The 21,484-nt window shown below is 37.9% G+C and carries 20 protein-coding genes and 1 pseudogene; 11 read left to right on the forward strand and 10 right to left on the reverse strand.

The window, feature by feature from the left end; genetic code table 11:
• Position 1: 1 nt before the first annotated feature.
• The gene (locus tag FGL31_RS01465) at positions 2-2,308 is read right to left on the reverse strand and encodes an outer membrane beta-barrel protein (protein WP_138089500.1); all 2,307 of its coding nucleotides are present in this window, start codon (positions 2,306-2,308) and stop codon (positions 2-4) included.
• 103 nt (positions 2,309-2,411) lie between these two features.
• On the reverse strand, positions 2,412-2,741 hold the full coding sequence (locus FGL31_RS01470; RefSeq protein WP_138089501.1) for a carboxypeptidase-like regulatory domain-containing protein: 330 nt from the start codon (positions 2,739-2,741) through the stop codon (positions 2,412-2,414).
• Positions 2,742-3,111: 370 nt separating this feature from the next.
• Here FGL31_RS01470 and FGL31_RS01475 point away from each other — a divergent pair, with 370 nt between their 5' ends.
• From FGL31_RS01475 to FGL31_RS01500, 6 genes are all read left to right on the forward strand, one after another.
• The gene (locus tag FGL31_RS01475; RefSeq protein ID WP_099369469.1) at positions 3,112-3,651 is read left to right on the forward strand and encodes a TetR/AcrR family transcriptional regulator; all 540 of its coding nucleotides are present in this window, start codon (positions 3,112-3,114) and stop codon (positions 3,649-3,651) included.
• A gap of 89 nt (positions 3,652-3,740) precedes the next feature.
• A complete protein-coding gene (locus FGL31_RS01480; protein WP_099369470.1) occupies positions 3,741-5,447 on the forward strand; it encodes a glycoside hydrolase family 3 protein in 1,707 nt (568 codons plus the stop codon).
• 95 nt (positions 5,448-5,542) lie between these two features.
• Positions 5,543-6,970, forward strand: coding sequence for an L-serine ammonia-lyase (locus FGL31_RS01485; RefSeq protein WP_099369471.1), 1,428 nt, complete (start codon positions 5,543-5,545; stop codon positions 6,968-6,970).
• Between the two features lie 51 nt (positions 6,971-7,021).
• Entirely contained in the window at positions 7,022-7,513 is a 492-nt protein-coding gene (locus FGL31_RS01490; protein WP_099369472.1) for an RNA polymerase sigma factor, read from the forward strand.
• A 145-nt stretch (positions 7,514-7,658) separates the two neighbouring features.
• Positions 7,659-8,699 carry a peroxiredoxin family protein gene (locus FGL31_RS01495; protein WP_197734050.1) on the forward strand — a complete coding sequence of 347 codons (1,041 nt, stop codon included), beginning with the start codon at positions 7,659-7,661 and terminating at the stop codon, positions 8,697-8,699.
• Between the two features lie 184 nt (positions 8,700-8,883).
• Positions 8,884-9,483 carry an MBL fold metallo-hydrolase gene (locus FGL31_RS01500; RefSeq protein WP_232046165.1) on the forward strand — a complete coding sequence of 200 codons (600 nt, stop codon included), beginning with the start codon at positions 8,884-8,886 and terminating at the stop codon, positions 9,481-9,483.
• Between the two features lie 237 nt (positions 9,484-9,720).
• Here FGL31_RS01500 and FGL31_RS01505 read toward each other — a convergent pair whose 3' ends face one another.
• From FGL31_RS01505 to FGL31_RS01540, 8 genes and pseudogenes are all read right to left on the reverse strand, one after another.
• A complete protein-coding gene (locus FGL31_RS01505; RefSeq protein ID WP_138089502.1) occupies positions 9,721-10,011 on the reverse strand; it encodes a S1 family serine peptidase in 291 nt (96 codons plus the stop codon).
• A gap of 7 nt (positions 10,012-10,018) precedes the next feature.
• Positions 10,019-10,372: a hypothetical protein gene (locus tag FGL31_RS01510; protein WP_138089503.1), complete on the reverse strand. Its 354-nt coding sequence runs from the start codon at positions 10,370-10,372 to the stop codon at positions 10,019-10,021.
• Between the two features lie 227 nt (positions 10,373-10,599).
• The gene (locus FGL31_RS01515) at positions 10,600-11,472 is read right to left on the reverse strand and encodes a S1 family peptidase (protein ID WP_138089504.1); all 873 of its coding nucleotides are present in this window, start codon (positions 11,470-11,472) and stop codon (positions 10,600-10,602) included.
• Positions 11,473-11,589: 117 nt separating this feature from the next.
• Positions 11,590-12,288, reverse strand: a complete 699-nt coding sequence (gene lipB, locus FGL31_RS01520; RefSeq protein WP_138089505.1) for a lipoyl(octanoyl) transferase LipB — start codon at positions 12,286-12,288, stop codon at positions 11,590-11,592.
• A 9-nt stretch (positions 12,289-12,297) separates the two neighbouring features.
• Entirely contained in the window at positions 12,298-13,488 is a 1,191-nt protein-coding gene (gene hflX / locus FGL31_RS01525) for a GTPase HflX (RefSeq protein WP_138089506.1), read from the reverse strand.
• Between the two features lie 93 nt (positions 13,489-13,581).
• A pseudogene (gene recG, locus FGL31_RS01530) lies at positions 13,582-15,690 on the reverse strand (ATP-dependent DNA helicase RecG).
• 80 nt (positions 15,691-15,770) lie between these two features.
• Positions 15,771-16,124, reverse strand: a complete 354-nt coding sequence (locus tag FGL31_RS01535) for a hypothetical protein (protein WP_138089507.1) — start codon at positions 16,122-16,124, stop codon at positions 15,771-15,773.
• Positions 16,125-16,583: 459 nt separating this feature from the next.
• The gene (locus FGL31_RS01540; RefSeq protein WP_138089508.1) at positions 16,584-16,970 is read right to left on the reverse strand and encodes a RidA family protein; all 387 of its coding nucleotides are present in this window, start codon (positions 16,968-16,970) and stop codon (positions 16,584-16,586) included.
• 77 nt (positions 16,971-17,047) lie between these two features.
• Between FGL31_RS01540 and nagA the strand changes: the two genes are divergently transcribed.
• From nagA to FGL31_RS27305, 5 genes are all read left to right on the forward strand, one after another.
• Positions 17,048-18,109 (forward strand): N-acetylglucosamine-6-phosphate deacetylase, encoded by a 1,062-nt coding sequence (nagA, locus tag FGL31_RS01545; RefSeq protein WP_232046166.1) that lies wholly within the window; start codon positions 17,048-17,050, stop codon positions 18,107-18,109.
• Between the two features lie 124 nt (positions 18,110-18,233).
• The gene (locus FGL31_RS01550) at positions 18,234-19,682 is read left to right on the forward strand and encodes a family 10 glycosylhydrolase (RefSeq protein WP_232046167.1); all 1,449 of its coding nucleotides are present in this window, start codon (positions 18,234-18,236) and stop codon (positions 19,680-19,682) included.
• 26 nt (positions 19,683-19,708) lie between these two features.
• Positions 19,709-19,879, forward strand: coding sequence for a hypothetical protein (locus FGL31_RS24185; protein ID WP_232046168.1), 171 nt, complete (start codon positions 19,709-19,711; stop codon positions 19,877-19,879).
• Between the two features lie 413 nt (positions 19,880-20,292).
• Positions 20,293-20,901 carry an exo-beta-N-acetylmuramidase NamZ domain-containing protein gene (locus FGL31_RS27300; protein WP_262709013.1) on the forward strand — a complete coding sequence of 203 codons (609 nt, stop codon included), beginning with the start codon at positions 20,293-20,295 and terminating at the stop codon, positions 20,899-20,901.
• Positions 20,862-21,473, forward strand: coding sequence for an exo-beta-N-acetylmuramidase NamZ domain-containing protein (locus tag FGL31_RS27305; protein WP_262709014.1), 612 nt, complete (start codon positions 20,862-20,864; stop codon positions 21,471-21,473). The genes FGL31_RS27300 and FGL31_RS27305 overlap by 40 nt, the downstream gene beginning before the upstream one ends.
• The last annotated feature ends 11 nt before the right edge of the window (positions 21,474-21,484 follow it).

The following is a 21,484-nucleotide window of genomic DNA, read 5'->3' on the forward strand; positions in this document are numbered from 1 at the left end:
GTTAATCTTCTCGAGAACCTCTCCCTCCGAAATTCCTTAAATTATAGCTTACACTCAACAGAAAATATCTTGTTAGCGTATTAGAGGTGATATTTGAGATAGAAATTTCAGATACTCTTCTATTTATGTTTTTCGCATTATTGAATAAATCGAATGCTTTTAGTGATATCTCGGCATTTTTCTTTTTAAATACTTTGTAGCCAATGGAAGCATTTAATAGGTTGGTAGAAATTCCTTCTGCACCCATTACTCCACCATTGTACAGGTAAGAATAATTGTAGCTCATCGTCATATTCTTAAAGAACTCTAAAATAAAAGTATTGCTGACCCTATGATTTGTTATCTGATAATGTGAGATTTCACTCATAGGGTTGTTGGTGAAATTCATGTTCAGGTTATAGTTAAAGCCAATGATGATCTTTTTACTAAAATTGGTGTATATCCCAACATGTTGACTGAAGCCATAGCTATGGTTGGGCATCAATTCTTTGTTGAGGATGGCATAATTTCTATTGTAAAATAAGTTATTGTTTAAATTCAGATTGAACCCTAGCTTCTTTAATGGCAATCCATAATTATTGTTGGCTCTTAATTGAAATACACCATTTATGTTTTCTGGTACCGCATATTGACCTCCTGCACCTAATATAATATCATCAAACAGCGTTATTGTGCTGTCTGTGGTCATCGTATTCATAATGATTTTATCGTTGATATAATCAAAGTTTATGTTGCTTGTAAAGCTTCGGCCGTTTTTTCTATTCACATCGCGATATTGAAACCTTAATCGGTGCGATTGTTCTTGATTTAGGTTTGGATTACCGTTTCGGAGGAAAAGTTCATTGGAATTATCAATATAATCCTGAAGCTGTTCAATGGACGGGGTATTGGTTTGTTTGTTGTAGTTGAATTCTAAGTTCCGCTCTTTAGTGAAGAAATAGACCACTGTCATTTCTGGTAGAAAAGCACCAAAGTCCGCTGTGGTCTTTAGATCTATAGGAAAAGTTCGGTCATTAGTTCTTATCCCTCTTTCATAATTGATTCCGATTTGAAATCTGAAAGTGTCTTGTTTGTTGTAAGCATATGATATACCTGCACTATGATGATTGAAATCATTTCGGAACTCATTAGATAACCTTTCGTTTAATTCATCGAATTGCCCAGTTTCTGCCAAGAACTCCATGGTTTTCCTATCGGAGTAGTTGCTGGTGTTTCGAAAACCATAATTTGCCTGAAACCTTGAAATCTTAGATAAATTATAGGTGTATGAGAGCCTTCCGTTATAACCACTGCCATATCCATTGGTTGTGCTTTCCCTATTGTTGGTGTCAATTCGGTCGAGCATAGCATCTTTGTAGTATTGATTAAATGCTAATGTCCTGCCCAAGGCCTCATTGCTGCTCTTATTCCCGTCAAGGTTCAACGATATTGTTTGGCCAGATTTCCTGAATCTGTGCATATAAGTCAATGAGCCTCCAAAACTGAAATTACTGTTGTTATTGTTGAATTTTCGATCAGAATTATTCAGCGGTTCCGAACCTGCTTTCATCATATTACTAACCGATGAATTGAAAATCTCTCGGTTTGTATAAGATAAGTTCGGATTAATATCCAGTCTGTTCATGCTGTCGATATCCCATTTCAGTCTACCTCGAAGATTATGTTCTGAATTTCCGTTTTCCCCTTCTTGTTGTTGTTTTTGAAATTGGTTTGCCCGAGTTCCTGTTGTATATTCAACGTCGGAAAGCGTATTGGTAATGGTATTGCTGCTACGGAACCTATAATTTCCATTTACTTCCAATTTTTTGTCCAAGAAGGTGTTGGTGTAATTTGCAGCAGCAGCATAGGTGTCAGAAAGACCTCTATCTGTATTGTTGTTTCCTCTCCTGAACCCACCTCTACCTTGTTCTGAAAAGTCAGTTTCATTGATGTTGTTTGCCATTATGTTGATGGAAACCTTTTCATCACCTCGGAAAGCATTCACTCCAGTATTTAAGCTGAATTTATCCTCATCTCCTTTGCCAGCATTAAATTTTCCAAACAGGCCCTTTTTCTTATCAGGTTTAGTTACAATATTGATCACTTTTGACCTCTTCCCATCATCAAATCCTGAGAACTTTGATTGTTCACTTTTCTCATCGATGATCTGCAATTTATCGATGATATCCGCTGGAAGTGTCTTGAGAGCAACTTTGGGGTCTGTGCTAAAGAATTCTTTGCCATCTACCATGATTTTAGTTACTTCTTCACCATGAGCTGAAACCTTTCCATCTTCATCGATTGTTACTCCGGGTACTTGAGCGACCATCTCATCTGCGTCAGCATATTCACGTGTCGCAAAATTCCGGGAATTGAATTCTAGGGTATCACCACGAACAGCAACATTGGGTTCCGGTGCAATAGTAATCTCTTCAATTATTATTTCCCCCCGGTTCCAATTCTACCATAACAGATTGTGTTGCTTTATTAACATCTAGCTGTTGCTCAAACTTTTTGAACCCCAAGAGAGTTCCAGATATCTGATATTTTCCAGGGTTTACTCGCTCAAAGGAAAATGCTCCCTTGTCATTGGACTTTGCAGATCTCACAGTTGAGTCTTTTAAGTTCAAAAGCTGTATGCTGGCATCTTGTAAAGGATTGGCTTTAGTTTTGTCCTGCACTTTTCCAGAAACAATGCTCTGTGCTTGACTGATAGAATGACTAAATACGATGATCAATAATAATGGCAAAAGGCATTTCATGGTTAGGCCGCTGGTAAATTTTTTTCAATAATATAGCTTTTAAATGAGAGCAACTTTATAATCACAAAAAAGATACAAGATGTTCTAACAATCGTATTCTAAATCACTTATCATTGTAGTGCCACAGAAAAAAGACATTCAGAAAAAAAGAGGGCACTGAAAAACTATCCATTAAAAAAGGGCTTATGAATTTTTATGTTCATAAGCCCTTATCTTTTGTCTATTTGAATGCTTCTATATTTTTAAGTCGCAAATACTCGATTCTCAAAGGGTTTAACACATGGTTTTCAAGCATTTTGAAACCTCTAAATTTTTAAGAAGACTTTTTCAGTACCCTCGAAAAAAATGGATATATTTGCTCCATAAGTCAATGAAAGAAACAACGCTCAGTAGAAAGGAAAAGATATTGCAAACTGCTTTGCAGCTATTTGCCAGTAAAGGTTATCTTGATACCTCTACCAAGGAGATTGCTGCAAAGGCTGGAGTTTCTGAAGCGCTTATCTTTAAACATTTTGGAAATAAAGATGCGCTTTTGGCACATATTGTTAAATCTGGATATCGGAAAGTTCTTTTGCATCATAAAGGAATGATGACTTATAAAGGTGCCAAAGACTTTTTGAAAAACATGGTTCAATTTCCAAGCAAGCTTGTTGCTGATGACCCACAGTTTTGGAAATTGCAGGAGAGACTTTCACATCATAGCTTCTCAAAGTCCCAACATGAACTTTTTATAAAACCCGTACAGCCAATTGTACTCAAAGCATTCCAGGAACTCAGGTATGAAAATCCGGATTTGGAAACACAATTCTTATTGTTGATAATTGATATGCTTTGGAAAAAAGAAGCATGTGGTGAATTAGACAATGCTGCGGAATTGGCAAAATTGGTAGAGGCAAAATACAATCTCTAGACTGCGGTTTTGTGCGTGTTGTGTTTTAAAAATGCAAAATATTTTAAAAACTAACTAAAATTCCCGTATTTCGTATAAACTATATTGTGATGATTAAGAAACTATTCTGTATCGGATTGCTGTCCATTATGCTTATTTCTGCGGGATTTGCCCAAAATAAGCCCAATTTCATAAATTTTATCAACCAAAAGCATACCTGGGTCGATTCTGTATTTAATACCTTGACTCCAAAACAACGTATTGCGCAGCTTTTTTTAGTTAGAGCACATACCAATCTTGGTCAAAAATATATTGATTCTGTAAAACAAGTTATTGAAAAAGAGCAGTTAGGTGGCTTAGTAGTTTTTCAAGGGGGACCGGTTAGACATGCAAATATGTTCAATCAATATCAAAAAGTCAGTAAAGTTCCTTTGTTGATAACATTTGATGGTGAATGGGGATTAGGAATGCGTATGCCGGATTCTACAATTTCTTACCCTTACCAAATGACATTGGGAGCAATCCAAAACAACAATATGTTGTATGAGATGGGGCGCCAAGTTGCTCGCGATTTCCAAAGAATTGGCATGCATTTCAACTTTGCGCCAGTTGTTGACATCAATAACAATTCTAAAAACCCAGTAATCAATTTCCGTTCTTTTGGAGATGATAAATATAAAGTAACTGCCAAGGCTAAAGCCTATATGGATGGTATGGTTCAAGGCGGCATTTTGGCATCTTTGAAACATTTTCCAGGTCATGGAGACACAGATGTTGACTCCCACCATGACCTGCCACAGTTAAAATTTGACAAAACTAGACTAGACAGCTTAGAGTTATATCCATTCCGAGAATTAATAAAGGATGGAGCTCCATCAGTTATGGTTGCTCACATGAATATTCCTGCATTAGACGCTACCCCAAATATTCCATCATCGATCTCGAAGAAGGTTGTTACTGACCTTTTGCGTAAGGAATTAGGTTTTCAAGGTTTGACGGTAACGGATGCAATGGATATGAACGGCGTGAAAAAATACTTTCCTCGAGGAGAAGCTGATGTCATGGCTATCGAAGCCGGACATGATCTTTTGGAAGTTTCTGAAAATAGCGGCCGTGCAATTGATCTTATAGAAAAAGCAATCAAATCTGGAAGAATTTCTCAAGCATCTGTTGATGCTCGTGTAAAGAAAGTATTGGCTGCAAAATTATGGCTAGGATTAAATCAACCAAAAGTAGTTAATAAAAATAACCTTTATCAGGATTTAAATACCCCAAGTGCTCAAAGTCTTGTTCAACGTATCGCTGATGCGGCGGTAACTTTATTGAAATCTGAACGTGGTCTTAAAAGATTTGATCCAAAAAGATCTACATCCATCGTGAGTGTAGGCATTGATAAAGCTCAAGATTTTGAAAAAGGACTTGCCCTTCAATTGAGTGACTTCGAACAGTTCTTTATAAAAGGGAATGAAACCGAAGAACAACTGAAAGAGTTAATGAAAGAATCAAAAGACAATCGTCAAATTATCTTAGTTATTCATGATAATCGCAGTAGACCACGCAGTGAACTGGAATTGAATGATGCTACCAAAGAATTTATTGACAAGATTGCCGGTAGAAGAACCATATCGATTATGTTGACAAATCCGTATGCATTAAATTCAGTTGATGTGATGCGTAGTTCATCTGTTTTACTGGGCTATCAAAATGATTTCTTTATGCAAAAAGCGGTTTTAAAGGCATTGTTAAAACAAATAAAACCTGAAGGAAAGCTTCCAGTAACTATTTCAGAGAATTTAAAGAATGGAGATGGAATCTAATTCCAATCTGTTAACATAAAAATAAAGAGCCAGTAAGTTTTACTGGCTTTTTTTATTCAAAAGAAAGACTAATTTTGTTGAGTAGATTGAGTAATATGGCAAAAGAGCAGATTTCAATATTCGATATGTTTAAAATAGGAATTGGACCCTCCAGTTCCCATACTTTAGGTCCTTGGCGTGCGGCACAGCGATTTGTGGAAACTTTGGAAAAGAGAGACTTACTAAATCATATCAAGGAAGTGAAAATACTGCTGTACGGCTCCTTAGCAAAAACTGGAGTTGGCCATGGTACGGACATCGCCGTGTTATTAGGGCTTAGTGGAGACGATCCTGTAACATTCGATGTCAGTGATGTCGTACCTAAGGTCGAGCGAATTAAAGCCAATAAGAAAATGAGTATTGGGGGGAAGAAAGATATTGACTTCTCCTATCAGGATGATTTACTTTTCCTTTACGACCAAAGCCTTCCTTTTCACCCGAACGCTGTAACTTTTCAGGCATTCCTGGACAATGAAACAGCGGTTTCAGAAACATATTATTCCATTGGTGGTGGATTTGTGGTTCAAGAGAATGACACTGAAAGTGTCCTTTCTGAAATTGACCTTCCTTTCCCAATTGATACAGCACAGGAATTAATGGTTTCCTGCATGCGGACAGGATTAAAAATATCTGAACTCGTATTGGAAAATGAATGCTCTTGGAGGCCAGAACAAGAAACAAAAGAGGGTGTTCAAAAAATATTTCAAACCATAAAAGAATGTATTTACAAAGGATGTCATACTGAAGGTGTGCTACCCGGTGGGCTTCATGTTGAACGCAGGGCATCAAAACTTAACAAAAGAATGTTGAAAGGCAGATCCTACAGTGATTTTGATTCCTGGGTTGAGGCCATTCGTGCTGGGGGTAAGGATTTTGGATACATTTTGGATTGTGTAAGTTGTTTTGCACTTGCCGTTAATGAGGAAAATGCATCTTTTGGTAGGGTTGTTACTGCTCCGACCAATGGTGCTGCAGGAGTAATTCCTGCTGTTCTTCAATATTATATTGTTTTTCACGATTGCTATAAGGAGGATAAAATCATCCAATTTATTGCTACAGCATCTGAAATAGGGTCGATTTTCAAGAAAGGGGCGACGATATCTGCTGCCATGGGAGGGTGCCAAGCAGAGATCGGTGTATCTTCAGCAATGGCTGCCGGTGCTTTGACCGAGTGCCTCGGAGGATCGCAAAGACAAGTATTGATGGCTGCAGAGATCGCTATGGAGCATCATTTGGGATTGACTTGCGACCCAATCGGTGGTTTGGTGCAGATACCATGCATCGAAAGAAATACCATGGGAGCAATTAAAGCAATTACTGCTGCGCAACTCGCACTTCAGTCAAATCCAGACAAAGCAAAAGTTAGTTTAGACGCCGTAGTAAGCACAATGTGGGATACTGCACAGGATATGAATATCAAGTATAAAGAGACCGCAGACGGTGGATTAGCAATAAAAGTACCACTTAGCTTGCCAGAATGTTAGGTAAATAAATAAAAAAACTATTATTTTGCATTCTGATAGACAACCTAAAGAATGCATAACTATTTCATATTGACTGATGAGGAGCTGTTTGATTTAATCAAGCAGGATCAACAGTTGGCATTCAATGAACTCTATAATAGGTATAAAAAGCCTATGGTTGGTCTTGCATTAAAATTGGATGATGATGATGCTGTTGAAGATATTGTACATGATTTGTTTATAAAATTATGGACCAATAGAGAAAACATTCAAATCAATCAACAATTTAAATCCTATATATACCGCGCCCTGCGGAATAAAATCCTAGATTACTTCGCACATCAATTGCATGAACGGAAATACCTAGATTCATTAAGACATTTCGGAGAAACTTTTGTAGATAGTGCTGACTTTCATATTAGGGAAAAACAGTTCCTAGTAGAACTAGATAGGCTCATGGATAAATATCCGCCGCAAGATAAAATTATACTTAAAATGCGTATGGATGGATATACAAATACAGAAATTGCTGACCATTTGGGATTGTCAGAAAAGACTATCTGAAATAAATATAGCTTAATTATCAAGGCTTCAGGTGGTAAATTGAAGATTCTTACTATTTTTTATTTTTTTCTAGGGACATAAGGTTTTGACAATCGTCTTTCTATTGTTTTAACCATATTTTATCCTCGTGATAAACCGTAATTCGATGAATATTGATCAAAACATTTTGGACCGTTATTTTCTGGGCACTTGCAGTGCCGAGGAAAAGCAATTAGTTGAGACTTGGTTTGCTCAACTAGGCGATGATGATTCTATCGATACGGAAAGGATTGAAAAAATAGTCGCTCGAATAGACCATCGGATCCAACCTGTAACAGGAAATCAAGAGGAACCATTAGCTATAGATGATTATTCAGAAGAACCTAAAAAGATTAAGAGGTTCCCTATTTTGTCTATGGTAGCTTCTGCTGCTGCTATTTTATTAGTTTTTGGAATCTTATTCTTTCAGCAATTCAGAAATCAAGAACCTCAATTGGCGGATATAGCAGCTCCAACTGGTGAAAATTCAATAATTGTCTTTGAAGATAATACAGAATTGGAACTTGATAAACTAAAGGTAGAATCAACATGGAACAATACCGTTGCTAAAAACAGATTGGAATTCATTAAGAAACACCCTGAAAACACAATGAGCTTAGTATATCTGGAAAATCTAGCGAATACGAACAATCCAGAATACGATATCAAGGGTATGTTTGCTAATCTGTCAGAGGAAATCAAAACGTCTAAAAGAGCTGAACGCCTCCTGAATACTTTGAGAGCAATAGCACTTGTAGTAGGTGCTGACGCTTATGACTTTGAACAAAATGATGTTAATGGCAAACCTGTTAAACTTTCTGATTTCAAAGGTAAATATGTGCTTATTGATTTTTGGGCATCATGGTGTAAGCCTTGTCGTCAAGAGAATCCAAATGTCGTAAAAGCTTATCAAGCATATAAAGACAAAAACTTTGAAATATTGGGAGTGTCTTTGGATAGCGATAAGAAAAACTGGTTAAAAGCAATCAAAGACGATGGGTTGACTTGGACAAATGTATCTGACCTAAAAGGTTGGAAAAACGAAGTTGGCGAATTATATGCTATTAAAGCTGTTCCGACAAATTACTTGATTTCTCCTGAGGGAAAAATTATAGCTAAAGATCTTCGCGGTGCTGATTTGGAAAAATTCCTAGCCGAGAAATTATAAAATATTTGGAGTAATGATTCCTACTCCCTTGTTTGTTGTTTATAAGTAGATGAGGTCATTATCGCCCGATAATGGCCTCTTTTTTTGTCTCATTTTTCTATCTTTGCATTATGATTCGTTATGCTGCGCTGGCTTCTGGAAGTAATGGAATAGCTACTATATTGCTAAAGGTAATACGGCCGTTTTGATAGATGCCGGAATCAATAACAAGCACCTTCATCTTCGAATGGCGGCATTGGGAATAAATCCTGCATCCATCAGTGCAATCTTCGTAACACACGAACATACAGATCATATTTGTGGACTTTCAGTCTTTGCCAAGCGTTATCAAATCCCAATCTACCTGACACAAGGGACTTATGAATCATCAAGGTTACAGCTCCCAGACTATTTGGTCAATTTCATAAAGTCTAATTCTGTCGTCAACCTGGAAGACCTCTCGGTTTACGGGATACCTAAATATCACGATGCACAAGAGCCATGTAGTTTTTTGGTGTCCGATGGGCATATCAATATTTCGGTACTCACGGATTTGGGAAGGATTTGTGACAATGTCAAGAAAGCTATCCGAATAGCAGACATATTGTTTTTAGAAGCGAATTATGACGAGCAAATGCTGCTGACAGGAAGATATCCTTACCACCTAAAAAATAGAATTAAAGGTGGTTGGGGCCATATTTCCAATGATTTGTCGTTAGGGGCTTTTCTCGACCATAGATCCGAACGCCTTAAACATCTAATCTTGGGCATCTATCAGGAGAAAATAATACTGTTGACCTGGTAGAAAATTTATTTTTACCTCATTGTACAGAAATTAAGCTCTCAGTAGCAAAAAGAACCGAGTCAACAGCTTTGTTTCAAATTGCTAAACAAGTACAGGCAGAGATTCATGTTGAACATTATTCCTACCAATCTATTCAAGTAATAAATTACCAGCCATAAAAAAAACTTACTCCAGCATCGAGGGGGGTTTGATGTGGAGTAAGTAGTATAGCCGTTTTAATTTAAAGGGAAGGATAGACTAGTTGATAAGGTTCCAAATCGTACTGACTGGAACTGCTTCTTTGATAACCATCTGCAGGTTTTTCTGCTCGGATTGGTCATAATAGAATGATTTTGTTAATGACACGATACCAGCGATATTGCCTTTGTTGTCAAAGATTGGCCCACCGCTTGATTCTGCTGCATAATCAGCAGTAATTTCCATTTTTCTGCTCATGACACCCATGTCATTTTCAATCATCCTGGCAACCCTACCAGTACTGAAATAGTAATAGTAAGATCGCGGATGTGTAATCGCAAAGACATCCATGCCAGCCTTAAGATCTTGCCCTAACGGGTTTGAAGCGATCTTTTTTGCCGTTGGTGTTTGCTTTTAATATGGCGATATCGGCGGCCCTGTTATAAGTGACCACCGAATCTATAGTTAGAATAGTACCTCTGTAATCGGCTAAAATCAAGTGAATCGAAGTGTCAACCTTACTCGGATCACCCGAGCCAACACCCAAATCATCAATAATATGAAGATTGATCAAAAAATGACCATCTTCAGAAATCGGAAATGCAGTGCCAGCACCATTGATTTTTAGCTTGTTAGATTTATTGGACTCATAAACCTGTAAAAATAAATGAATATTCGGAAGCCTCTTTTCGTAGATTTCTTCCGGGTACAATACCTTTTTTCCGCCGTGGAAGGATGAAGGTCAATCTTGTGGTCCTCACGGTCAATATGAAATGTATTGTAAAACATGTTCACCTTCTTCATGTCAAACGATGGATCATTCACCTCCTGCTCAAGCTTCTCTATCAATTTGCCACTATTGATATATTCTTGAGAAAAGGTGGTGAAGCTCATCAAGATGAAAACACAAATCCCAAATAATACTTTTAATTTCATACCCTATTTTTTAATTAAAGCTTTTATCACAGAAACTGGTGCAGTCTGTCTCACGACCATTTGTAAACTCTGCTGTTTTTGTTGGTGGTAATAAAGGGATTGCGTTAGTGATACTATGCCAGCAATGTTGCCAAACTCATCGAAAATTGGACCTCCACTAGAACCAGCTGCGAAATCTGCCGATATCTCCATTTTACGAGAAAAGATATTGTCTTTGTTTTGGGTCATCCGGTTCACGATGCCAGCACTGAAATAATATAAATAGGACTTCGGATGAGCTATGATAAAAACATCATCCCCAGTTTCTAATTCATTGCCCAAAGGAAAAGCTTCGATTTTCTTGCCTTTTGTATTGGCTTTTATGATAGCAACATCGGCTTGCTCATTATAGCTACATACGGAATCAATCGGTAAAATGTTGCCTTCGAAATCAGCCAAAAAATAATATACGCTGCGGTCCACTGCCTCTGGATCTCCAGAACCAGCGTTCCATATATCAACCATATGATGATTTACACAGAAATAGCCATCTTCAGAAATAGGAAACGCAGTAGCAGCATTGTCAATGGTCCTAGCTCCAGTATTTTCATTCAGGAAAATCTTCACAAAACGATAAACATTGGCTTTGTTGGTTTTAAAGACTTCTTTTTTGCTGAGCTTTTTCTTGCGTGGAGAGATGGTCTTTACATCAACGATTTTATTCTTTTTGTCTAAATGAACAGTTTCGTAGACTTTGGTCAGTTCTTCCAATTTAAAATCGGGAGATCTAACTTGATTGACTAGTTTCATAAATAAAGCCTCCTCATCAATATACTCTTGACCATAGGAGCACGAAACAATAAGAAATGGAAATATAAGTAAAAGGGTACTTCTCATAATTTATCCGTAAATACAATAAAAGACGTACAGATTAAAAGATTGTCCCGAAAGAAATTCAAATCATAAAAAAAGCCATAAGATTTTGTCTTATGGCTTCCTTATTTTGTGGATTGGCTAATGCAGATTCATTTTAAAAAGATCTGCCAAATGCCTCTTTAGTTTTTGTTTTACTTCTTCAATATCAACTTTATAACCTAATTCCCGCTCTATAGAAGTGACATCCTTGTCGTCTATACCACAGGGAACAATATTCCCAAAATAATTCAAATCTGCATTTACGTTAAAAGCAAATCCGTGCATAGTAACCCATCTTGATGCCCTAACACCCATGGCACATATCTTTCTGGCCTTATCGTTGTCCGGATCCAGCCAAACACCAGTATAACCAGGATATCTGCCTGCCTCAATCCCATATTCTGCTAAGGTCAAGATGATTGCTTCCTCCAAAGTGCGAAGGTATAAATGGATGTCAGTAAAGAAATTGTCCAAATCTAAAATTGGATATCCTACTATCTGTCCAGGACCATGGTATGTAATATCACCCCCTCTATTAATCTTATAGAATGTGGCTTCTTTCTCTTTCAAACCTTCCTCATCCAATAAGAGATACTCGAGGTGTCCACTTTTACCTAAAGTGTAAACATGCGGATGCTCCGTAAAAATTAAATAGTTTGGAGTTGGATTCTGTTCATTATTTACTCGATTGTCATGTTTGATAGCGAGGGTTTTTGCAAAAATTTCTTCTTGCTTGTCCCACGCTTCCTGATAATCCAACAATCCCCAGTCAATAAATTCTACTTCTTTGTTTTGCATTTTAAAATCCTAATACAATAGGTTGTTATACGGATACCTGGCGTTGTGCATTTTCACAACAACCTCATAAACCTTTTCCTTGAATTCTTCCACATTAATCTTGTCGGTCGCGGAAATGAAAATTGCAGGGTCTGCATTTTTTGCCATCCACGAATTCCTGAAATCATCCAAGGTAACTTTGATCTCTTCACCGTCCTCATCTACTTCAACTGGCGGTTTGTAAGCGTCAATTTTATTGAAAACAGTAATAACGGGTTTGTCGACTGCGCCAATGTCCTTTAGAGTTTCATTAACGGCATGGATATGGTCTTCAAAATAAGGGTGTGAGATATCCACAACATGGATCAGAACATCTGCTTCTCGGACTTCGTCCAATGTAGACTTAAAACATTCTACCAAATGATGCGGTAATTTGCGGATAAATCCAACCGTATCAGACAATAAAAAAGGGAGATTGTCGATTACGACTTTCCTTACCGTAGTGTCAAGTGTTGCGAACAGTTTGTTCTCAATTAACACATCCGATTTGGAAATCATGTTCATGATCGTTGATTTACCTACATTGGTATATCCGACCAAAGCAACACGAATCATCTCTCCTCTATTCTTACGTTGGGTTTCATTTTGCTTGTCAATCGTTTTTAAACGGTCTTTTAACAGGGAAATCTTGTTTAAGATCATCCGTCTATCACTTTCGATTTGACTTTCACCAGGTCCACGCATACCAATACCACCTCGCTGACGCTCCAAGTGAGTCCACATCCTTGTCAAACGAGGTAACAAGTATTGAAGCTGTGCCAATTCTACCTGCGTTTTTGCCTGAGCAGTCTTTGCATGTTTTGCGAAGATGTCAAGGATAAGGTTTGATCTGTCGAGCACTTTAATCTCAAAATATTTTTCAATATTTCTTAATTGAGATGGTGACAGTTCATCGTCGAATACCACCATATCTATTTCCTCAGCCTTAATATATTCCTTGATTTCATCTAATTTCCCTGACCCTACAAATGTTGCTCGGTCTGGAAAAGCCAATTTCTGCGTAAAGACGCCCTTGGTTATACCACCTGCGGTGGTAACCAAAAACTCTAATTCTTCTAAATATTCTTTAGCGGTTTCATCAGAAACATCAGGAGTGATAACACTTACCAATACTGCTGTTTCTGGCTTAACTGCCGTGTCATGTATTTTAAATCTTGCCATTTATTGTTTTATGATATAACAAGTATGATTTGAAATGGTTCATACTCGTTTTAAGCTTGTTTCAGAGGAAACAAGTTTACAAAGGTACGGAATTTAGGAGATTTTGTCCCAAGAAATAGCTGGCGCACTTCGGTTAAGGTACTGAGCCAATAATTGATGCTGTGGTTCTTTTAGATTTGGATCCTCATTAAAAATCTGGATCACCAATTGCCTTGCCTCTGAAAGAATGACTTGATCTTTTGCTAGATCAGCAATTTTCATCTCCAACACGCCAGACTGTTGGGTACCTGATAAATCGCCCGGACCTCGCAGCTGAAGGTCAACCTCGGCAATTTCAAATCCGTCGTTCGTCCTGACCATGGTTTCAAGACGAGTTCTGCCTTCTTTGCTCAATTTGTTGCTGGACATCAAAATACAGAACGATTGTTCTGCGCCACGCCCAACACGACCCCGAAGCTGATGCAACTGAGAAAGACCAAAACGTTCGGAATTTTCAATAACCATTACCGAAGCATTTGGCACATTCACACCTACTTCAATTACAGTCGTAGCCACCATAATCTGGGTTTTCGCCCTTGATAAATCGTTGCATCTCGAAATCTTTATCCTTCACCGGCATCTTTCCATGAACGATACTGATTCGGAAATCCGGAAGCGGAAACTCTCGCATTAATCCTTCAAGACCTGCTTCCAGATATAGAAGATCCATTTTCTCGCTTTCCTTAATCAATGGGTAAACAATGTAGACCTGCCTGCCTTTGGCAATCTCTTCCCGCATAAATCCAAACACCCGCAGACGTTGGTTTTCAAAGAAATGAACCGTCTTAATGGGCTTTCTTCCCGCTGGGAGTTCATCGATAACAGAAATATCCAGGTCACCGTACATCGTCATTGCCAATGTTCTTGGGATAGGTGTGGCAGTCATCACCAACATATGAGGTGGGATAGTGTTCTTTCGCCAAAGCTTGGCTCTTTGTTCAACACCAAATCGATGTTGCTCATCGATAACAACAAAGCCGATGTTCTTGAATTTTACCTTATCCTCGATTAATGCATGCGTTCCTATTAATATATCTAAAGTTCCGTCCTCTAGTTCTTGATGTATGATTGCGTCTCTGTTTTGCGGGAGTCGACCCTGTCAACAGCCTAACATTGCAAATATCATCTCCCAAAAGAGATTTTAGACCATTGTAATGTTGGTTGGCTAATATTTCGGTAGGCGCCATCATACAAGCTTGAAAACCATTGTCCAAAGCTATTAACATGCTCATCAAAGCAACTACTGTTTTTCCAGATCCTACATCCCCTTGTACCAATCTGTTCATTTGAGCACCAGTATTACAGTCAAGCCGTATTTCTCTGACAACACGTTTTTGTGCATTTGTTAATGGAAAAGGCAATCTTTCATTGAAAAATGTATTGAATTTTTCGCCTACTTCATTAAAAATATGGCCCTTGTATCTTTGTGTATTTAATTGTTTGTTTTTTAAGCAGCCTCAGTTGGATGAAAAACAGCTCTTCAAATTTAAGCCTTCGTTCTGCTGCTTTCATCAGCTGTTCATTTTGAGGAAAATGAATGCTTAATAATGCCTGTTGCAAAGGCATTAAGGTATATTTTTCAAGAATATAAGGAGGGAGTGTCTCTACAACAGCTCTTAATGTTGTCTCCAGTGCTGTTTGTTGAAGTTTTTGGATTCCTTTACTGTCGAGATTGAATTTCTTCAGTTTTTCAGTTGATGAATAAACAGGCTGCATGGTCATGTTGCCTACTTTTTTTGCCTGCTGATTATATAGCTCCATTTCCGGATGAGTGATGGAAATTGTGCCATTAAATTCTGTCGGTTTACCATAAATAATATATGCAGCACCAACTTTTAATCCTTTCTTCAACCATGCCAAGGATTGGAACCATACCAATTCCATCATTCCAGTATCATCCTTGAACTGTGCTACCAAACGTTTTCCACGCTTCTCGCCAATTTCTTGAAGACTCATCAATCTTCCCAAAACCTGTGCTCCAACCATATCAGGATGCAACTCGCGGATTTTGTAAAACTTGGTCCGGTCAATATATCGAAAGGGATAGTCCTGAAGCAAATCTCCAATCGTAAAGATTTGAAGTTCTTTCTTCAGCACATCGGCCTTTTGTGGGCCTACGCCTTTCAGATATTCGATGGGAGTAATTAAAGATAAATCTGCCATAGGAATAGATAATCCCACTAAATTAATAAAATTTGGAATTCTCTAGCATGGCAGATTTATTTTCGTTGTCTATGGCAAGCCTAATTGTTGTAAATAAACTCTAGTTTACCGTCTTTACAGATAACTCCATTGGGCGCTTGAACAACAGAACAGTCAGATACGATTTTGTATTTTATATTAAATTCTTCTTCTGCCTGAGAATAATCTTCCACCATATCTTTGAACTTGTCTACATCAATAGATTTTGAATAAGCGATGTAACCTTGTGGACCTCCACACGCTTTGGAACCGTAGGGAATAAATTCCCAATCATTAGAGTCTGTACAAGGAACGGAGTTTGCCAAATCCGTGATTTCGTCAAACATGTTTCTCAATTCAAGTTCGTCCTGAGCTCTATCGTCATCAGTGTTTTTTTTCGCACGAAGTGAATCCAATAAGTAGGGTAATCAATAAAAAAAATGTCGTTCTCATAATGTAAAATGTTTAAAGGTTTATCGTCAGTGTATGGAATTATAACGTGATTAATAAGTATTGCGCTACTTACAGCAATCATAACGAGAACAATTCATATTCCCATTTCGTTGAAATTATAAACAAGGAACCTGTTTAGGTTGGAATTTATGAGAAGAAGTTTGAAAATTAAAAGTTGTTTTTTGACTAAAAAAACGAAAGGTCTCTTGATAGAGACCTTATGAGCATGATTATCTTAGGTAGATGTAGGGCAAGATTAAATATTGGATAAACATTCAATTTTATCCATTTAAAAATTGGCTTTTGTTACCTTTTCTAGAGAAATCTTGAATCAGGCGCGAAAAGTTGATTGAATCATTGATGAACAGTCGAAATTAAAAATAGTTTAAAAAAAATTTCGACTCTTTGACATAAGGTCCTGATTATGATTTCCAAGCAATTACAGAGATTTCAACATTAACCTCTTTGGGAAGAGTCTTAACTGCTACGCATTCTCTCGCTGGTTGATTGTCTTTAAAGTATTCTGCATATACTTCGTTTACAGTTGCGAAGTAATCCATGCTGCTCAAGAAAATTGAAGTCTTTACAACATCTGAAAAATCATAGCCTGCATTTTTTAAGATTGCCCCAACATTTTTTAATACTTGATGTGTTTCGTCTGCGACACCTGTTGTTATTAATTCCATCGATTCAGGAATCAAAGGGATTTGGCCAGATACATATAAGGTTTTGTCAGCTTTAACTGCTTGATTGTAAGGGCCAATCGCCGCTGGTGCTGTGTCAGTGTTTAAGATTTCTTTTTGTGCCATATTAAAAATATTGATGGTCTAATATACGATTAGACAATTGGATTTTCAACAAAAGAGAACAATAACTAACTTGCAGTATGAATCAGAAACTAGCCCTTGTAAACGGTAAGATTTATACCGAGTATCAAATTTATGATCAACATGCACTTCTAATAGATGGCGATAAAATTGAAGGAATTGTTCCACAACATGATGTCCCAGGCAATTTTCAGGTGATCGATGTACAGGGTGCGAATATATGTCCAGGATTGATAGACCTGCAGATTTATGGTACTGCTGATGATCTATTCTCAGCGGAGCTTACAGTTGAATCAATCCATAGAATTGAACAGAACCTGTTAAAACAGGGATGTACATCTTTTGTATTGTGTTTAGCAACCAATACACTCGAACTGTTTAAGCAAGCTATTCGAGTTTTTGGAATTGCGAACCCTAAGGTGGCATTGGGGTTGCACCTTGAAGGACCTTTCTTAAACGCAGCAAAAAGAGGAGCCCATCCTGCAGAGCTAATCCAAAAAGCAACCGTAGATCTTTTGAAATCAGTCGTGGAAGGGAATGAGCATATCGTGAAGATGATGACCGTAGCCCCTGAACTAACTTCACAAGCTTGTATAGACTATTTAAATGAAAACGACGTTTTAGTTACGGCGGGACATAGTGCAGCTACTTTTAAGGAAGCAACAGAAGCATTCGACAACGGAATTCCTGCAGTAACACATTTATGGAATGCGATGTCATCACTTCATCATCGTGATATCGGTCTGCCTGGAGCAGCATTTAACCATGATGAGGTATGTGCATCCATAATTGTAGATGGGATCCATGTAGATTTTGAAGCGGTGAAAATTTCAAAAGAAATGATGAAGGAACGATTGTTTCTCATTACAGATGCAGTTGCAAAATGTGATAAAGGGATCTATCAGCATGTTTTCAATGAAGACCATTACACCATGCCCGATGGAACATTGTCAGGTTCTGCGCTTAGCATGTTGAAAGCCGTAGAAAACTGTGTCAATAAAGTGGGAATTAGCCTTGATGAAAGCCTGAGGATGGCAAACACTATTTCCTTCGAGATTGATCAAAAGGAACGATTTGGGCAATTTGAACTCAGGTTCTGTGGCAAATGTACTCGTGTTTGATCAAGATTTTAAAGTGCAAAGTGTTGTTTTTCAAGGAGAACAGATTATTTAATTTATAAAGAATAAGTTACAATTAGTAGGAAACCTCACAAAAACCTTAGTTTTGTGGGTTAAGAACGAATTTATGATGAGAAGATTTATTAATCTTTGCCTTTTTGTGCTGATGGTGGCGGTAGTGCTGTCATGTAATTCCAGAAAAAGAGGGAAAGTATTGCAACAGCCAACAACTGCTGTTAACAAAGATGTACCTGCAGAAACTCCAAAACCAGTTGAAAAACCTGTAGAGCCTAAAACGAATACCAAACAGCATACTGAAAAAGCGCCCGTGAAAAAACCAGTTGAAAAACCAGTTTTCAAAGCTAATCTTCCAAATGTTCCAAGAGAGTTTAGAGCAGCGTGGGTAGCAACTGTTGCTAATATAAACTGGCCAAGTAAAAACAACCTGACTACGGAGCAACAGAAAATAGAAGCGATCAAATTGTTGGATCTATTGAAGAACAACAATTTTAATGCAGTTATTTTTCAAGTTAGACCATCTGCAGATGCATTGTATAAGTCAAGCTTAGAACCTTGGTCTTATTTTTTGACCGGAACAACAGGAAAAGCTCCTAATCCATACTATGATCCATTGGAATTTTGGGTGGAAGAAGCTCATAAACGTGGCCTAGAACTTCACGTATGGCTAAACCCTTATCGCGCACACCACAGTAATGGCGGAACAGTAACCAGTGAGTCTTTGGTCCGTAAATCCCCAAATAATGTCGTTCGTTTGAGAAATGGAATGTATTGGTTCGACCCTGCAAGCCAAGAAACTCAAAACCATGCTGCAGCAGTTGTTATGGATATCGTAAAAAGGTACGATATTGATGGAGTTCATTTTGATGATTACTTCTATCCATATGCAACCTACAACGGTGGTGCTGATTTTCCGGATGACAAAACTTGGTTTGCCTATAAAAAATCAGGCGGTAATCTTTCAAGACCTGATTGGAGAAGAGATAATGTCAACAAATTTATTAAAAGAGTATATACTGAAATCAAAAAAGAAAAACCTGCTGTTAAGTTTGGTTTGAGCCCATTCGGCATCTGGAAACCTGGATATCCTTCTGGAGTAACAGGATCTTCTCAGTACGATGAACTTTATGCTGATGCTAAATTATGGTTGAATGAAGGTTGGATAGATTATTTTACACCGCAACTATATTGGCCTATTGACCCTCCAAGACAAAGCTTTACAAGCTTATTGAAATGGTGGCAATCAGAAAATAGACATAACCGTCACCTTTGGCCTGGATTAAACACTGTAGAAGTAAGAGCTGCGAATAGGGCTGATGAAATTAAAAGACAGATTGCAGTAACTAGGGAAGTTATCCCTAATAGCGTGGGTGCAGTTCACTGGAGTATTGCAGGCTTGACAAAAAACCCTGCGTTATTAAAAGCATTGCATGATGGGACCATATTCTCAAAAAGCATTGGTGCCAGCTTCACCATGGTTGTCTTCAAATCCAATTCTGAAGCCAACGCTATTGTTGACGAATCAGCCAAGCAGCGTTTTCGTGAAATGGCTTCATAAGCAACCAGAGCAAGTGTTTAAGTGGGGTGGCATATGCTCGTTATGGCAATTCTTGGGATATCCAGATTCTGGATGGACCACAGTCTGAATTAAGTTTGCCTAAAAACAAGGATGGACATAAATTGAATGCAGTGGCCGTAAAACCAATCGACAGATTAGGTAACGAAGGCGACTATGCAGGTGAAGCTATTGAATAATAGAAAAAATTTGAAACATTGAGAATCGGCAGGATGAGAATATCATTCTGCCGATTTTTTTTACACTCGATACAAACTAGCGTAAAAGTCACATAAATGTTACTTATAGGTGTACTTTATACACATTTACGTGCAATCGGTTGCGGAGCTAAACCCATTAATCAGCTAAATTTCAACGATTCTAAGGAAATTTATTCAGAAGACCCGAACAACTTCTCTTCTGATTTAATGCGTGTTTCATGCGTATTTTTTGCCAAGTCTGACAGAATTTGCTATTCAGTTTGCTTTATTATGCGGTATTTGTTTTTAAATTTATGCAGGTTTTATAGCCAAACTAAATGAACCAAGCAATTAATTAATGGGAAACATACTCTTATATTCTGCCGTCTTAGGTCTTTTGTTAACCAGCAGTTGTGGAGCCAACAAAAACACAAATGCTGGTGCTGCTCAAAGCCAAAACTGTTGATTCTATTCAGCAACAAGCGATTGTTCCAGCTGCGGACCAACTTTCTGCCTATTTACCTTTGCTAAAAGGCAAAAAAGTAGGATTGATGGGCAATCAAACTTCTGTAGTGGGTAAACAGAATGAACACCTAGTTGATGTTTTATTAAGAGAAAAAGTTGACCTGAAATTTGGTTTCGCACCAGAACACGGTTTCCGTGGTGATATCGAAAGAGGAGAAAAGGTGAGCAACGATGTGGATTCTAAAACCGGACTTCCATTATTCACCCTGTATGGCGGCAATGAAAAACAAGATTCTATCGTACAATCCATCGATGTCATGATTTTTGACCTTCAAGATGTGGGAGCACGTTTCTATACGTATATAACTTCTTTGCATCGCGTAATGGAGCTTTGTGCAAAACACAATAAAGAATTGATCGTGTTGGATAGACCAAACCCTTGCGGTGACCAAGTTGATGGTCCCGTGCGCAAAGACGATAAATTCAAATCCAATGTTTCTTACCATATAAAATCGCCATGGTTCATGGACTTACAGTCGGCGAATTGGCAAAAATGATCAATGGTGAAAAATGGTTGGAACAAGGTAAACAATGTAAACTAACCGTTATTCCAGTTCAGAACTATACACATTCTAGTATGTATGAGCTGCCTGTAATTCCATCTCCAAGCTTGCCAAACCACCTTTCTGTCCGTCTTTATTCATCTTTATGTTTATTTGAAGGAACAGACATTTCTGTTGGTCGTGGTACAGACTGGCCTTTTCAAGTAGTAGGATACACGAATCCAGTGTATGGAGATTTTACTTTTACTCCAACAGAAAAAGCCGGTATGGCAAAACATGTGGAAGGAAAAGGAGCTGTAAACTATGGTTTGGACCTTCGTGGACTAGATGCTGACAAACAAAAATTCACTTTAAAATACGTACTCGATTTCTATAACAAAATGCCAGATAAGTCTAAGTTTTTTGCAAGAGCAGAATTCTTCGATAAACTTGCTGGAACAGATGAATTGAGAAAACAGATCCTTGCAGGAAAAACCGAAGATCAAATCCGCGAAAGCTGGAAACCTGAATTGGATGAGTACAAGAAAATGAGGAAACAATATTTGATCTACCCAGATTTCGAATGAAAAACAAGCAT

Origin of the sequence: Sphingobacterium daejeonense (assembly GCF_901472535.1) — a bacterium.
GTDB lineage: Bacteria > Bacteroidota > Bacteroidia > Sphingobacteriales > Sphingobacteriaceae > Sphingobacterium > Sphingobacterium daejeonense.